Source organism: Ruminobacter amylophilus, assembly GCF_900115655.1.
In the GTDB taxonomy this organism is placed as follows: Bacteria; Pseudomonadota; Gammaproteobacteria; order Enterobacterales; family Succinivibrionaceae; genus Ruminobacter; species Ruminobacter amylophilus.
Map to the genome: position 1 here is coordinate 68,605 of NZ_FOXF01000005.1, position 16,799 is coordinate 85,403.

The window sequence follows — 16,799 nt, forward strand, 5'->3', positions numbered from 1 at the left end:
CTATAGCTCCGGGGAGCTGTGCCCCGGGCTTATCATCGTCATCCTAACTTCTTACTTATACCAAATTGTCACTGCTGTACCTTCAGCCACATTAGTTCCGGTGGTACCGTCGTCGTTAACGGTAACAGCATGAACTTTTTTCTTCCAGCCGTCAACTCCATCAATGGTTAAGTTATTACCACTGTTAATAACCATCTTGATTGAGGACCAGCTGTCACCTACGGCCTGACCATTAATATCAACAACAATGGCTCCGTTATTCTGTGAACCTTTGATATTATTTTCAATCATAGTCTTTGTAGTCATGCGGAATGCAGGATGAGCCTTACGCATTGCAATAAGATTCTTGTAATAATCAAAAGTATCCTTGTAAGAAGTCTTTACATCCCATTTGATATCGTTTGAACCATCTGCTGATTTATATGAATTTTCATTCATATTTTTGGTACGGCCAAATTCTTCACCTGCATGGATAAACGGAATACCCTGGCTCACAAGAATTACGCCATTACCGTACGCCTGTAAACGTTTAGCGTAATCTCCTGTAGCTCCCATCTTGGTGATCTTGTCAGTCCAGTTCAGATTATCATGAGCGGTAATGTACTGAACTGCCTGTTCTGGATCTGCAGCAAACAGCGGAGTCCATGTATTGGTGCTGTCACCTACACCACCTTTGATACCGGCCATTACACAACCGAAGTTTCCATCAACATCGCCGACGTCAGAATAAGTTTTGTTGAAGAGGAAGCCTCCGACCGCATTATCACTGCCACCCTTGAGGCATTCACGATATTTACCGTTAAATACGCCAACGTGACCGCTAGCAGCATTTCTGATTGTTCCAAGTCTTACACGGGTGCTTTCTGAAGGATCAGTAGCGTAACCGTTCCATGGTTCACCATACATAAGGAATTTACGATCAGGATATTTATTATTGAGATATTCACCCCATTCCTTGAAGTCAGACACATCAAATATGCCAACGAGGTCGAAGCGGAAACCGTCAATATTGTATTCAGTAGCCCAGTATTCAAGAGAATCACGGATAAAACGACTTACCATGTCATTCTTGGCATCAACTGAATTACCGCATCCGGATAAATCTACTGAAGTGTAGTACTTACCGGAAATCTTAGAGAATACATCCTTGCTGTAAGTATGGTTATATACCACGTCCATAATTACACGAATGCCGTTCTTGTGGAATTCATCAACCATGGTCTTGAATTCCTTAACCTTCTGCTTGTAGTTTTCAGTACCAAATACGGATGTGTAACGATCTTCAGGAACGTTGAAGTTTACAGGATCATAACCCCAGTTGTAGCATGATGAATCCTGAGAATCAACATTTGAACAGGTACCGTAATCATATACCGGAAGTAACTGAACGTGAGTTATGCCGAGATCTTTCAAATGATCAAGACCGGTCTTTAAACCTTTTGAATTGGTAGTTCCTGCCTCAACCATACCGAGGTAACGACCGCGATTGGCAGCTGAAACACCAGAGGAACTGTCAATGGTGAAGTCACGTACATGTACTTCATAAACAATTGAATCTTCTCTTTCCTTTAAAGCAGGACGTTCAGCCCATCCGTTAGGAAGATCGGTATCACGCATGTTCATAACGATGTTTACATTGTTTTCAGCAACTGCACCGGTACCAGTGTAGTTAGTAGGCTTTATCATCTTACCGTATGGGTCGTGAACATCGCTTCCGTTAACCTTGAACTGATATTCCTTACCGTCAAGATCGCCTTCAACAACTGCTTCATAAACATCAGAATATCCGGAAACGTTGGTTTTGGACATAGTGTACGTCTGACCGTTAACGGTTACTGAAACATTTGATGAATCAGGAGACCAGAGTCTGAATGTAGTTGCTGTCGGAGTGTATGATGCACCAAGGAAGGTGTATGCAAGGCTTGAAGTTTCACAGTTATTGGTACTTCCATCCTTGTCACAGTTTGCTTTCTTATCGTCAACTACGGTTTCTTTCTTGGTAACAGTAAGAACCTTTGTTGATTCATTGAAGGTTATAGTGTATTCACCTGCTTCAACACTGATGAAATCACCGGAAGCCTTTAATGCTTCACCTGCCTTACCGCCTAAGAAAATACACTGATCCTTGCTGTTAGGAAGAGCTTCAATCTTAAAGCTTGTAGCTTCGGTAAAGTTGAATTCACCGGTCCACTCTGAACTGCTTGCTGACTTTTTGATTAACTCATGAGTTCCATAATTATCATGAGAAGTTCTGATCGCAGTCTTGGCATAACCGGTAGTTTCGCCACCACCTACAGTTACATCATCTTCTGCTGTATTGCTTGCCTTGCTTGGGTCAGTTACAGTAAGTGTTACGTGATACGTTCCCTTTTCATCATATGTTACTGATGGATTCTTATCTGTTGAGGTCTTTCCATTACCGAAATTCCAACTGTAAGTTAATGTATCACCATCTTCATCCTTTGATGTGTTGGTAAAGGTGACGTTAAGACCATTAATTTGGGTGGTAAAACCTGCAACAGGGTCATGATTGGAAGAACCTGCTTTCACAAATTCATAAGTCATGTCCGCATCTTTAATCTTTAAGGTGTAGTCACCTGTCAGAGTAGTATATTCATCACCATCAGTAGAAGTATTAATTGCTAACTTACCAGGTGTTCCGGATGCACCATATACATTTCCGGTCCATGCACAGCCTTCGGCAACCTTAAATCTCTGCTTATCAGCTCCGGTAAGAGTTACATCAATAGTCCAGTAACCGGTTGACTTGCTGTAAGTCATAGGATCAAACTTCCATGAATTTGAAGTACCGGCATAACACAAATTATTCTTGGTTGCTGGAATGGAAACACAGCTTGAATCAGTTGGGTTTGTTAAACAGTAACAACCTTCTGTTTCAGGATACTTCTGACAGTAAGACACACATATACCGTCAGTGGTCTGAGATCCCTTACATAAGCAGGCTGCTCCATTCGGATCTGTTTCACAGGGATCTACTCCTTTGCCGCACCACTGTGAGTCAGTACAGATTGCAATGGCACTCATTGAAGGAATGGTAACAGTAATTTTTCCACCACTTACAGTTATATCCGAACCGCAAGGATTATTCTTAGGATCAGTTGCCCCGAGGATATCACAATAAGTACCGTCAGCCATAGTCACATTGAAGCTCTTGGTTACTTCACCGCCGCTGGTATTCATGGCATAGAAACCCTTTGAGCCTCTATTAAACCACAGTACATTGTCACTAAATCCACTGGTAGATACCGCTTCGCCACGTGTTGCTCTGGCAAACCTTGGAGCGTTAAGAACAAAAGGCACACGATGCTGACATAACCAGCCTCCCTGACAACGGTCCGCACTTATCGGACCGGCAGGATCGTGAGAATTGAACTTATAACCTGAATAAATCTGTCTAACCTTACCTTTAGGCCACACTGCAAGCCATGACTGAGCAAGATTATATTTAGGATTTTCCTGAGTTCCCATAGAACAGGTTCCAGCTGAACAGCGATGATATTCATCATCGTGATTGTTTACGAATACCTCAGCATTATCACTGTCTACAGCAAGCCCGAAAGTTAAAGCACTACCGTAATCACCGTTATCAAATATTTCCTTCATGCGGTCAACATAGCTGAAATCAGTTACTACTGAATTATCAATAAAGGTATATTTGTTCGGCTGAATATCTGGAGCTTCCAGGGAATTACCGATAACTTCCATATAAATCGGAGGTCTTTTTCCTGCTTTTGCTGCAGTTTTCTCCATGATGGCATTAATGTCGTTATAGTGCATGTGCTTAGCAGCATCTATACGGAAACCGTAAACCCCCATGTCCATAAGTTTAACCAGAAAATCAGCAATTTTGTCCTGAGTGCTTGAATTATCTGTGGCAGTATCCGTCATTCCAAGAAGAGCACACTGTCTTACGTTCCATTCATCGGAATAATTTCCTACCGAACAGCCATTATGATGAAAATCGCCGTCGTTAAAACCATCTGGATAGCTGTTGTTTCCGTAAGTAGAGCCACCAAGACCTACACCGTCGTTAGGTCTCTGATTGAATACGGCGTCAGCAAAAACCTTTACACCAGCTTCATTACAGGCTTTTATCATGTTTTTAAGCTGCGTTTCATTACCTGTCATGGTTGTAAAATTATTAAAATTAACAGGCTGATAAACGGCCCACCAGACATTTCCTTTATTTGCGTGTTCGGCTGGCTGTGAAATCTGAACACCGTCAAAACCGGCAGGTCCAAGGTATTCTGTACATTCCTTTGCTATACTGTCATATGACCACTGAAATGGATGAATAATAACCATTTCACTCTCGTAATTCTTGGCAAACGCCAAATTAGGCGCAAATGCCAACACAGCGGAAGATACAGCCAAACTTAGAAGTTTAACTCTAAAGTTATTTAAGCTCATCTAGATACTCCGTCTATCAAAATGAATAAAAAAGAAAAAATAAGGAAATAAAAACACCCGATTTTTATTTCAATAATTTGAAAGAATAACATAAAACGTTTTCAAAAATTCTGACATTAATCAAATTTTAATTGAAATTTAACATATTTTTTACAAAATTTTCATTATAAAATATCGGATATCTCATATAAAATTAATAATACACAAAAAAATCAGTCTCTGAATAAGACTGATTTTTTATCGTTTGTTTCTCTGATTTATCAGGAATGAGAATTACGAACGGATATTCTTTTTTTATCCATATTCATAAAGGTAAATTCAATTTTTTCAGTGCCAGTACAACCCCGGTTATGCATCTTGCTTCACAAAGGTCTGAGTCATCGTCGTATAGGAGAGACATTATTCTGTCCAAAGGTACATACTCCCTTTCAATGGCCTCTGGTTCATCTCCACTGTCAAGACGATGTTCTGACAGATTTACCGCCATAACCAGATGAAGCTTAAGCCCCATAAATCCGGGAGCGAAATTAAGAGTTCTCAACAAGGTAAACTGTTCAGCACCTAACCCTATCTCCTCGCCAAGTTCTCGTTCAGCAGCCTCCAGCGGGGTTTCACCTGCATCTATTTTTCCCTTTACAAAACCAAGTTCATACTTCTCAGTTCCGACACAGTATTCTCTTGTAAATACAAAAGCCTTTTTTTCTGAATCGTAGGGAACAACCATTACGGCTCCGTTGCCTCCGGCAAGCCTCTCATACGTTGTCTTAACGCCGTTTGAAAATTCGAGATCAACACCTTCGATTCTGAATAAGCGGCTTCTGGTAACTTCCTTTACTCCTAGTATTTTTGGGAGAACATGACTGTATTTCATTCTACATACGCCCTTTATACTTAATTTTAATCTGTCCGTCAGTCCCCGGCTTTCCCAGCATGCCAATGAGTGCCCCCACTTTATCAGGAATAGCTCCCTTTGGCCTCAACCCGCCTGTTAAATCATATTCAGACATATTAACTACACTGATGTCTCCATTAAAAGAGAAAACGTCAGAATCCTGTTTTATCTGTATCTTAAGATTACGTTTGTCTCCTTTAATTTCAACATTGATTCTGCCCACATCTATGAGCGTTTCTGCATCAAACGGATGCTGAACCAATACATCATTAAGAGTAATAACTCCGTCGATACTGTTAAAATTTCCTTTGTTATCAAAAAGAACCGTTTCCAGATTACCTCTTATTCCACCTTCTACCTTAAGCTGTATAGGAAGTTTTAATAAGGGAATGACCTTTTCAAGATAGCTGTCAAATTTTGCATTCTTTATCCTGATTTCTTTGTTAAGACTAAGAACATTAACATCACATGCTCCAGTCAATATTTCAGGATCAGAAACCGTTATGGCTACACCTTTGGAAAAAAACAGAGTAAACATGTTGAATTTCCAGTCAATCTTACTTAGACGAATATTATCAATATCAACTGTTTCAACATGACCGTTCCACAGATCCCCTCTAACATCGTACAGTCTGACATTATTAGGAAGATCTATCATGGATACAAGTTTATTCGCAGGGGCCAGATAAAGAACAAAGAAAATAAATACAACGATTATAAACAATGTCCTGACAATAATCTTTTTAATCATCATATTCCCCTTTATCCAATCTGACCAGAATCATGTTGGATATATATACGATTCCGTCCCCCTGTTTATCAAGCGTAATCTGATCCACGGTAACACCAAACCTGTTTTCAAGTTCTGTAACAAAGTTCATTACTGATATATAGCTTGCCGCTTCATCGGTCTGAACCTTAACTTTATTCTTTTCCTTGTTGTAGTCAGAAATGACATTCACACCTTTAATTTTGTTGTTTCTTGCGGCTATAACGACGCATTCTTCCATACGTCTGCCCAAATCCGGCCTGGTAACATCCTGAGGAGAAACTCTTGATGCGTTTTGAAGGATATAATTATACCCGCTCTTTGCCCTGTCTAAACTCAGTTGAGCGTTCTTTAACTGGTTCAATTTAGGCCTGATACCGACAACAAACAGGAACATGAAGACTGCTATTGTAATACCCACCGCCAAAATCACCTTCTCTCTTGATGTCTTATGGCTGAGACCTTTTTTTAAGTTTGCTCCTGATAGAGAAAATTTACCTGATGACACAGAGCTCAGTTTCTGCATCAAAGCCTGAATTTTTTCTTTCATTACTTTAATCTCCTTAACTGAACTGTATTCAACATTCTGTCACGGCTTGGCTTGGATTCAATAAAGCTACCGGAAAAATCAGGACTTAAACCTTTTAAAAAAGCTTCCTTGTCAAAACTGCCGTCTGTTAAAAACTGAAGTGTAAAAGTCTTTTTAGGTCTGTCAAACTTAAGGCTTACCATCTCAATGTTTTTCTTGGAATACACATACGGTACCATTATTTTTGACAGATCCACGAAACCTTCATCAGTGCCGATCGGTGATGAATTTTCAATCAGCGCCTTCATTTTTCCAACCGGGTCATCAACATTTCCTGTCTGATGATTAATCTGATTAAAAATAATTCTTTGCTGATTGCGATAGTCCATGGTCTCACGAATTATCGACTTTGTTTTATATGACATATTAACAAACCACAGACTGAACATGATTACAATCAGAACAGCCACCTTTATCCAGGATCTGACAAACTTAACGTGGTAATTAATTTTTCTCTGCTTTGACGATAAGTTTATTTTGCTTTTTATTGTTCCCTCAGCAATTACCTTCTCGGCAGATTCAACAAGTGATTCCTCCCACTTTTCTTTAAACTCCCCAGGAAGCTCACTCAGTGAAATATATTTTTTCTTTTCGTCTTCACTTCCTTCAATCATAGGAAGCCAGTCTTCCTGAATTTCCATTCCGGTATTCTTATCATATCTGACTAGCCATACATTGTCATACTTCAGGAGATAACCTGCAAAATCAGCTTGATTCTTATCAGGGTAAGGAATGGTTAAAACATCAGGTACAATAATATCGACACTCAGACCGAGAAGCTCAAGGGCTTTTTCAAGATTTCTGAGTTCTGTGTGTTTGTAAATAACAACCTGATAATCATTCCCCTGTCTTTCCAAAACCCTGACAGAGAAATCGTCAACATCTTCCGCAAAATCATCTTCAATCACATACAGCAGTGAATTATATGCGCTCTTCTTTAGTTTTCCCGGAAAGGTAATCTTTTTAAAAGTCATAGAGGATGCAGGATAAAGCAAAACCACTATACGTTCCGGTGAGCCGGAATTAGTCTGAGCCAATTCTTCAATCGTTGCATTATGCCCGCTTGAAATTATATTTTTTGATGCATCATCATATGCAAACCAACTGTAATCTCTGGGGAAAGATAAATTAGGACGAATAAAAAGATACTCACTCATTAAGTTCACCCCTTAAGCGCTGATACACGACAAGACTGGTATCAGAATCTCTGTAAAATCTGGTTCGAAATGCAAATTCATGCTCTCCGAAAGATACTTTAATATTTGCCACGAAATAATTTGAATTAGTAACAACCGTCTTCTGCAGTCTGGTTTTCAATCCGTTCATGGCATCCGTATATTTTTGTATAACTGAATTATTTAAGAAACCGTCTGCAGTATCCCATCCGTATTCCGGACGCTCCTTGTTTATGACATTTAACGCCGTATCAAAATCCATGGTCCCTAAAAACATTGCTGACAGCAACGGTGCCTTTTTAAAAGTCAGAGTATTGATACTCACATTCATATCTGAAGTCGGAAGTGCACATATCAACGGTTCAAGCCTTCTGTAAATTTCAGGTGTCATGCCTCTTATAGCTCTAAGTTCACTCTTATCGTAAAACATTCCTTGAGCCGTAAGATGGGGACTCGGTATAGATGAATAATACTGATCTTCAGCACCTACTGAAGACCTCATATCGGAATCCGTATCAATCCAGTCCATTGCCGAATCCACAATGGTGTCAGCAGTGTTTTCATCCGCTCCTGCGGAAATTATCAGTTGTGTAAAAACAAGTGCGGGATATGTTTTCTTCAGCAATCTGTAGTCAGTGTTCAGAATTGCCGACTCACTGGAAGTATCAATTGAAAGATTGTTATTCAGGGAATTTATATTAAAACATGCCATCTCATCATAAACGGTACCGCTTATTACGGAATCGTCCAAAGGGATCACCTGATTAGGCTGAGCCCAGTTCATTCCCAAATACACTTTTGACTTTGTTTTTTTGAAATCATCTATCATGTATTTTTTGATGATACCTTCTATACCGTCAACATACCATTTTGATGTCTGTACAAGGTCGGCATTGCTGGTTATAAAAAAGACGCGGTTATACCGCACTGCTATTGTGGTAGCGGTGATAATCATTATAGCTATGGCAAGCAGAGCCATTATCAGTGCAGTTCCATTGTTTTTCTTCATTAATGTTCACCGGCTATAACATAAATGGTCTTTTCTATCTTACCGTAATCTTCCAGCTCAATTTCAATCTTAAATCCTCCAGGCAAAGACATCTTGTTCTGCCAGTCTTTTGTCCACGAACCTGATTTATAAAAATTAAGCTTAAAAGAATTAACGCCACTTAAAACAGGTTCAAATTCAGGTTCAAACCCCACAACAGTGTCCGGAAAAGGATACGTGGCTCTCTGTAATTCCTTATTCTTAAGTCTGTACCAAACTCTGGTAATTTCGCCTCTTGGCAGCATTGCCCCGGGATTTAGACTGCCTCCAACAGAAAAAGACACCCCTACCCCATCTGACTGATACTTATTTTCCCCAACCTCAATAATTATTTTGCTTGAAGATCCGTCATATCTGAATTGACGGGGAACAGCCTGCGAAAAGTCTCTATCCACAACAGAAAAAGCCTTCTGCAATTCTACAAATCTGGCAGAATTCTCTTCAACCACACTATCAGCATTAATGACTCCGGTTATTATTTTATATGTAGCCTGAGCCAGAATTGCCATAATGACAATCGATAACAGAACCTCAATCAGAGTAAAAGCCTGAAATCTACGCATGTTATTTACTCACATAGGTTCTCAAATATGCCACAGGTGTATCAGTATTGGTTTTAGACGTTATAAAGACCTCAACTTCAAGAGATCGGAAATTAACATCCTGTGTATTCTGCCCGCGATACCGATAGTACCAGGTTCTTCCGGCCAGCTCCTGTTTATCATTTACCCAGCTGTTGCTCGGCCAGATCTTGTTTAACTTTATCTGACTGAGAACATTATCTGCCACCATCTGCCCGAAATAAGACTCCTCCATTCCGGATAATCCGTGCATGGTATTGTAAATAACATTCATCACCGCTGAAGATGTAAGTGCAAAAATAACCAGAGCAATCATCACTTCCAGCAATGTCATTCCTTTATTTTTCTTTTTCATCTCAGAGCCTGTCCTTTTCAGAGTCAAAAAGTCTGAAGCGTCCCGTTTCAGTGGCTATTATCATTATGGGATTATTCTTATCGTCACCTTCTTCAGGAATAAGTCTCAGCCTGAAGGGGGTCACCTCACCAGTAGGATAAAACAGAATCTGCGGCCAATTGCGTTTTTCCACGTCTCTTGCCTGTTTATCAAAATCAACTTCGTCAAGTGTTTCGTCTTTTGTCTCGACTTTCATTCCGCCGACTTTCAGTTCTGCCTTGATCCCCTCATCAAAAGTAACATCTGTTGCAATACCTTCAACATTATAGGGACTCCAGGTCAGCTGATCCCAGTAGGACAAAAACATCTGCTGTTCAACGGAGAGATTCGTAAGCTTCTTATTGCCGTTCGGTGTCTGATACAGAAAAGTGTATCCGTCTGGTTTTACCCAAAGACCTATAATCCGCCCTTCCATTGATGCCCTGTCGGAAATCTCTTCCATAATAAGTAACAGTTTGTCGGCCTGTTCTGAGGCACTGCCGGCAAGACTGTCGTCTCCGGGAAGAGTCATTGATACTACTGATGCTGAAATCCCCATAATGAGAATTACCATCAAAATTTCAATTAAGGTAAAACCGTTATTTTTCATGAAAACTCCGGCATCAGTCTATGCAGGTTCAGTGTTAAAAACGCACCATTAATTACTGGTGCAGGCATCCAGAGTTTCTGTGGTCACGGTATCAACATTCCAGTTACCGATATCATCACAGGTCCCTGCTTCACCATCTGGACCGGCACTGAATACATCGTACTTACCGTGATCACCAGGCATCTTGTAATAATAAGGGCTGTCCCATGGGTCATTGGTAAGCTTTTCCACATAGCCACCGCTGCGGTATTTCTTTGGAACCGGTGCTGAAGTAGGCTTGCTTACAAGAGCATTAAGCCCCTGATCCGTAGTTGGAAATCTCTTAACGTCCATCTGATACATCTTGAGAGCTGTTTCCAACCCCTGAATATCAGTCTTAACCTTGCTGATGTTTGCTTCATCAAGGCTTCCCATTACATTTGGCGCCACCATCGCAGCCAACAGACCAAGAATAACGATTACAACCATTATTTCCAGAAGCGTAAAACCTTTATTTCTAGACATTGTTACTCCAAAATACTATTCAATAAATTTGTACACACATTAAATTATCTGCCACCGACCATTGTATTCATCTGCAATAGAGGCTGCAGTATTGATATAACTATAAAAAGGACGATTACCGCCATACCAACTATAAGCATGGGTTCAAACACGGCCAGAGCCATGGCCACATTTCTTTTAAATTCATTACTCTGATTAGTAGCAGCTCTGCCCAGCATATTATCCAATTCACCGCTCTTTTCACCTGATGCAATCATGTGCAGCATCATGGGAGTAAAAAGCTTTGTCTCTCTAAGCGAACGGCTGAGCCCTTTACCTTCACGTACCTTTTCTGATGCTTCAGACAATCTGTCCTTTGCCACGAGATTAGTCAAAGTATCACTTGCCACTCTCATGCCTTCAATAAGAGGCACGGCACTTGAATGAAGTATACATAAAGTTTGGGCATATCTGGCGGTATTTAATGACCTGCTTACCTTGCCTATCACTGGTAACTTAAGAATCATGGCATGAATTTTTTTCTTAAAAACCGGATTTCTCATGGCAACGGAAAAAGCACAGAGTCCAACACCCAAAACCATAAGAATCAATATGCCGTAATGTCTGACAAAATTGGACAGTCCAATCATTATTAAAGTTGACTTAGGCAGAGTGGCATTCATATGCACGAACTGCTCAACCACTTTCGGTACCACTGTGGAAAGCAGGATACCGATAACCGAAACTGCTACCACTGACAGCACAATCGGATATATCAGGGCCTGTGTTACCTTGGCCTTGAGTTCCTGTTTGTTTTCAGTGTAATCAGCCAGTCGTTCCAGTACTTCATCCAAATGGCCGGACTTTTCACCTGCGGCCACCATTGACACGTACAGATCATCAAAGACCTTTGGAAATTTACGCATAGAATCTGCCAGCGTCAAACCTTCACACACCTTCTCACGTACAGAATTAATAATAGCCGCATGCTTAGGATTTTCACTCTGCTGTGCCACAGCTCTCAATGTCTCTTCCAATGGCATGGATGACGAAACAAGTGTTGCTATCTGACGGGTAACAAGACACAGGTTAGCGTTGGACATTCTCGGTTCAAACAAGGATGAAAAAGAAAAACCGCTACTGCTGTTACTACCGGCGGAAGTCTTCAGTACACCTTCACGGACATCAGAAGGAATCAGTCCAAGTTCTTTAATTTTAGCACGGGCACTCTTGGGAGAATCGGCTTCCACTGTTCCCTTCTTCGATTTACCTGTCTTGTCAACAGCCGTGTACTGATACGTTGCCATTAGTCTTATTCCCCACTAGTTACACGCATAACTTCCTCCAGAGAAGTTTTTCCGGCAAGAACCTTTGAAAAACCGTCATCTCTGATAGTAGGAGTGTATGGTCTTACTACTTTTTCGATGGCAACCTCTCCATCAGGGCTGTGGATTGCCAGCTGAACATCATTATTGACCTCGACAAGCTCATGAATGCCGCAGCGCCCCTTGTAACCAGTATTATTACATTCGCTGCAGCCAACCGGTTTATAAATTGTTACAGGATGGTCAATTCCCAAAATTTCCATATCATGAGCTGAAGTAACTACCGGCTGCTTGCAGTACGGACACAGAGTACGAACAAGTCTCTGAGCCAGAACAGCCAGAAGCGAGGTAGAGAGAAGGAACGGCTCAATTCCCATGTCCTTTAAACGGGTTATTGCACCAACAGCTGTATTTGTATGAAGTGTAGATAAAACAAGGTGACCTGTCAGTGATGCCTGAACTGCTATCTCTGCTGTTTCATGGTCACGGATTTCCCCTATCATAACCACATCAGGGTCCTGACGCAGAATAGCACGCAGTGCTCTCGCAAAGGTCATATCAACTTTCGGATTTACCGGAGTCTGACCAATTCCCTCCAGATCGTATTCAACAGGATCTTCTACGGTCAGTATATTTCTGTCTTTGGTATTGATTTCAGAAATACCTGCGTACAGAGTTGTACTCTTACCTGAACCTGTTGGTCCGGTTACAAGAATAATTCCGTGAGGCATTCTGATAAGCCTGCCGAATTTCTCCGCAATTGCCGGAGTCATACCCAGCTGACTCAATTCCAGACGTACACTGTTCTTATCAAGAAGTCGCATTACAATACGTTCGCTGTAACTGGTAGGAATGGTAGAAACACGCACGTCTACAGTTTTTCCGCCTACTACCAAGGAAATACGGCCATCCTGAGGAATTCTCTTTTCAGAAATATCCAGTTTGGCCATAACCTTGATGCGTGATATCAGATAAGGTGTAAATTTTCGTTCTAGAGATATATTTTCATGCAGAACACCATCCACACGAAATCTTATAACAAGCTTATTTTCATATGGTTCAATATGAATATCTGAAGCTTCTTCCTTTACGGCCTGCGCCAGCATGGCATTTATAAACCTTACCATCGGTGAATTTTCACTGTTATCCAGAAGATCTGCTTTATTAAGATCGTCTGAAAGGCTCAAATCCTCCACGTCATCACCCATGTTGCTGGCAATTCTTTGGGCTTCAGAATCATCATTCTGATACAAGTCAGTCAGCAGATTGTCAAAATCTTCAGCCGGCAGCTTCTTCAGTCCGAAATTTCTTCCGGCAAAACGTCTTACCTCGAGAAGCACATCCATGGAAGGCTGTTCCTTGAAGAAAAGATAAACATTTCCGTTATCTGACGCCAGAAGAACTCCTTTATCCCTGGCAAAAAGGAACGGAAGTCTCAGCTCATCGGCAGGAACGGCTTCAGGTTCAACTGCGGAAATAATGCTCTTTAACGGATCTGGTGAAGCCTGTACAGGCTCCTCTCCGCCATTTTCAACAGAAACGACCTTTTCAATATCTACAGTATCAATATCATTCAGATCAGACATTTATCACAGCTCCGTCCATCTTGCTGATTACTTAGGTTCATTACTGTTTACCACCTGAATAACATCAGGAGCTATGACTATTGTCGAATTAAGCTCAGGCATGACAGGTGTTGATAAAGTTATAGGCAAAAGTCTCAGCCCCCGTTTGTTGCGCTGAAGCTGTTCATTTCTGAACATGGAATACTTTGCCGCAGAAAGTTCAGCGTAATCACCATCTTCACGCAAAATAATAGGACGAAGAAATACCATCAGATTTCTCTTTTCATACGAACTGGAGGTATACTTAAACAATTCTCCCAAAATAGGAATATCTCCCAAAAACGGAACCTTGGTTACACTCTCAACGGTCTGATTATTCATCAATCCGCCAAGAACAACAGTATCACCGCTCTTTACAAGTACTGAATTCTTAATGGTTCTTACATCAAAAGTTGCCCCATTTTCATCTTTGGCACTGCTGCTGTTAACACTTGAAACTTCCTGTTCAAGAGTCAGCATTACACTGTCTCCTTCATTGATTTGCGGAGTAAATTTGAGTTTTGTACCAACTGTCTTTCTTTCAATAGTGTCATATCTTACGGATGTATCGGAAGTACTTGTCTGTGTACCTGTTTTAACAGGAACTTCCTGACCGACATTAAATTCAGCTTCTTCATTATCCATGGTTATGATACTAGGCGTGGACAGAACATCATTACGTGAATCGGCCTGTACCATGGACAGCAGACCAAACCAGTTTCCGCTGTAAAAACCGATACCGCCGCCATTAAGCTTTGCCAATGAAGAAATTCCGGAAGTTGTAACAAGATTGGACACCGGAACCTGACTTCCCGTGAACTGAACCATTCCGCCGGAGGTGTTACCCCACTGAATACCAAGTGAAGCACTTGTGCTGTCGCTGATTTCCACAATTATCGCTTCAACCAGGACCTGAGCCCTTTTAATATCGAGCTTTCTAATGATGTTTTCAATTTCTTTTATATAATTGGGTTCAGCATTAACTATAATCGAATTTGTAGCTTCGTTGCTGTAAATATTTATCTTGGCACCTGAGGATGTTCCGTTTGATGCCCCGTCGTTTCCGGTTATTGACTTGCTCACGCCATTAAGTGTTTCAATAACCTCAGCGGCCTTGGCATATCTTAAATAGAATACCCTGGTATTTCCTGATGATGCCTGATCCATGTCAAGCTTATTAATGATTTTAATAACCCTTTCACGAGCTCTCGGTTCACCGGAAACCACTACAGAATTTGTTCTTTCATCAGCAACCATCTTCGGCGTAAGAAGTGCTGACGTTGCTGATTTTGATGCGTCTTCTTTGATAATGGTGTTTACAACACGTACAACTTCATTGGCTGAGGCATGTTCAAGCTTAACAATCTCTACCTCCTGATTACCGGCCTTATCAACTCTGTTAACAATGTCGGCAAGCCTGTTTACCACCTGAGCCCTGCCGGTAATAAGCAGAACATTAGACGGTTCATAATGAACGACGTTACCGGCCCCCTGATTATCGATAAGTCCTCTTAACAGCGGGGCCAGTTCCCTTACACTCACATTTCTTACAGGAACAACTCTAGTGATCATCTCATCACCGATTCCTCCTGACTCGCTCACTGGAACACCGGCTGTTTTAGCCACGGCGGATCTGACGACTTTGTACACGTTGTGATCTGTTTCAACTACGGCATAACCGTAAACCTCAAGCACGCTTAAAAAGAACTGATAATACTCTTCCTCGTTCAGCAAATCGTAACTGCGTACATTGATTTTTCCACGCACGGCAGGATCAACTATAAAATTTTTATTGAGATTTTTTCCTACCGTACTGATAAATTCATTAATATCAGTACCCTTAAAACTTGCTGAAAATTCCGCGGCATTGAGAACTGAACCATATCCAAACAATGCCAGAGAAAGAGCCACTGCACAACAAGATTTTTTGAGACTGTTGATTTTCATTATTATTCACCGTTTACTGAATGTCTAAAACGATTGTTTCTTTTGAGCCGTTACGATCTACAACTATATTTATCTGGGTCATGTTCTGCAACTCCCCCATCACAGCCATGGCCTGAGCACTGTCAGTAAGGTCCTTACCATTAATTTCCACAGCAATGTCCCCTGCTTTTAAACCTGCGTCTATAAACAACTTCCCTTCACTGCCAGGATTAAGTTCATACCCTATAATCTTTCCATCTTTTTGGGCTGGAGAAATATTTATGTAATTGAATAGATTTCCAGGATTACTGAGTAATTCCGTACGAACCGTCTGTAACTCACCTTTATCAATTTTTGATGTCTGATTCTTTTTTGAATCCTTTGCCTGAGATGATTCGGAAGGCGCAGATACGAAGATATCTTCAGGTAACTTGATAACCTCTTCCACACCGGCATTATTGATAACTATTTCCTGTGGTTTTATCTGAGAGATAACGGCATTTGTACCTTCGATTTTTTCACCTACCGAATATACATTTTCAATCCCCTTCATCACAAACACCACAGCCCCTCTCTTAGGGTCTGAACTGTATGAAATACCTGTAATTTTTACGTCAAGTTTTGAACGCGTGGCAGCTGGAGACTTGTTCTGCTGAACAGGCTGATTTGCCGGTTCTACACCAAAAAGACTGTAATTGCTCAACTTTACACTGGTTCCTGGAGATTGAATTTTCTTTAACTCCTGAGGCGTAAGACCTGCTAATGCAGGACTTTTATATGGAATTTTATGCCAAAAAAAGACAGCTGCCTCATAGCAGACTACAAATGTCAAAAGATAAAACAAATACGCAGAAATTTTTGTATAATATCTGTCAAGATGCTGTGGGCTTTTAGTTGAGGAATTCACGTTGGTATGAGCATTTTCAGCTGATGAGTCTTTGCTTTGTTTTTTCTCAAAAAAACGTTTTTTTAGCGTTTCTATAGAAATCATAA

The 16,799-nt window shown here is 40.9% G+C and carries 14 protein-coding genes; all 14 read right to left on the reverse strand.

Annotated elements, in window-relative coordinates; all coding sequences use genetic code 11:
- Positions 1-51: 51 nt before the first annotated feature.
- Positions 52-4,431 carry an alpha-amylase family glycosyl hydrolase gene (locus BMY80_RS02470; protein WP_093140619.1) on the reverse strand — a complete coding sequence of 1,460 codons (4,380 nt, stop codon included), beginning with the start codon at positions 4,429-4,431 and terminating at the stop codon, positions 52-54.
- Between the two features lie 304 nt (positions 4,432-4,735).
- Positions 4,736-5,302, reverse strand: a complete 567-nt coding sequence (nudE, locus tag BMY80_RS02475; protein ID WP_093140622.1) for an ADP compounds hydrolase NudE — start codon at positions 5,300-5,302, stop codon at positions 4,736-4,738.
- 1 nt (position 5,303) lies between these two features.
- The gene (gspN, locus tag BMY80_RS02480) at positions 5,304-6,074 is read right to left on the reverse strand and encodes a type II secretion system protein N (protein ID WP_177178475.1); all 771 of its coding nucleotides are present in this window, start codon (positions 6,072-6,074) and stop codon (positions 5,304-5,306) included.
- Positions 6,067-6,642, reverse strand: coding sequence for a type II secretion system protein GspM (gene gspM, locus BMY80_RS02485; protein ID WP_031578236.1), 576 nt, complete (start codon positions 6,640-6,642; stop codon positions 6,067-6,069). Before gspM ends, gspN begins: the two co-directional genes overlap by 8 nt.
- Positions 6,642-7,838 carry a type II secretion system protein GspL gene (gene gspL / locus BMY80_RS02490; RefSeq protein ID WP_031578235.1) on the reverse strand — a complete coding sequence of 399 codons (1,197 nt, stop codon included), beginning with the start codon at positions 7,836-7,838 and terminating at the stop codon, positions 6,642-6,644. The genes gspM and gspL overlap by 1 nt, the downstream gene beginning before the upstream one ends.
- On the reverse strand, positions 7,831-8,865 hold the full coding sequence (gspK, locus tag BMY80_RS02495) for a type II secretion system minor pseudopilin GspK (RefSeq protein WP_093140627.1): 1,035 nt from the start codon (positions 8,863-8,865) through the stop codon (positions 7,831-7,833). Before gspK ends, gspL begins: the two co-directional genes overlap by 8 nt.
- The gene (gene gspJ / locus BMY80_RS02500) at positions 8,865-9,467 is read right to left on the reverse strand and encodes a type II secretion system minor pseudopilin GspJ (RefSeq protein WP_031578233.1); all 603 of its coding nucleotides are present in this window, start codon (positions 9,465-9,467) and stop codon (positions 8,865-8,867) included. Before gspJ ends, gspK begins: the two co-directional genes overlap by 1 nt.
- 1 nt (position 9,468) lies before the next feature.
- On the reverse strand, positions 9,469-9,840 hold the full coding sequence (gene gspI / locus BMY80_RS02505; protein ID WP_031578232.1) for a type II secretion system minor pseudopilin GspI: 372 nt from the start codon (positions 9,838-9,840) through the stop codon (positions 9,469-9,471).
- Between the two features lies 1 nt (position 9,841).
- Entirely contained in the window at positions 9,842-10,468 is a 627-nt protein-coding gene (gene gspH, locus BMY80_RS02510) for a type II secretion system minor pseudopilin GspH (protein ID WP_093140629.1), read from the reverse strand.
- Between the two features lie 48 nt (positions 10,469-10,516).
- Positions 10,517-10,972 (reverse strand): type II secretion system major pseudopilin GspG, encoded by a 456-nt coding sequence (gene gspG / locus BMY80_RS02515; RefSeq protein WP_051621692.1) that lies wholly within the window; start codon positions 10,970-10,972, stop codon positions 10,517-10,519.
- Between the two features lie 44 nt (positions 10,973-11,016).
- The gene (gene gspF, locus BMY80_RS02520) at positions 11,017-12,258 is read right to left on the reverse strand and encodes a type II secretion system inner membrane protein GspF (protein WP_031578229.1); all 1,242 of its coding nucleotides are present in this window, start codon (positions 12,256-12,258) and stop codon (positions 11,017-11,019) included.
- Positions 12,259-12,263: 5 nt separating this feature from the next.
- On the reverse strand, positions 12,264-13,862 hold the full coding sequence (gspE, locus tag BMY80_RS02525; protein ID WP_084155357.1) for a type II secretion system ATPase GspE: 1,599 nt from the start codon (positions 13,860-13,862) through the stop codon (positions 12,264-12,266).
- A gap of 27 nt (positions 13,863-13,889) precedes the next feature.
- Positions 13,890-15,827, reverse strand: a complete 1,938-nt coding sequence (gene gspD, locus BMY80_RS02530; protein WP_093140632.1) for a type II secretion system secretin GspD — start codon at positions 15,825-15,827, stop codon at positions 13,890-13,892.
- A 13-nt stretch (positions 15,828-15,840) separates the two neighbouring features.
- On the reverse strand, positions 15,841-16,797 hold the full coding sequence (gene gspC, locus BMY80_RS02535) for a type II secretion system protein GspC (protein ID WP_093140635.1): 957 nt from the start codon (positions 16,795-16,797) through the stop codon (positions 15,841-15,843).
- Between the last annotated feature and the right edge of the window lie 2 nt (positions 16,798-16,799).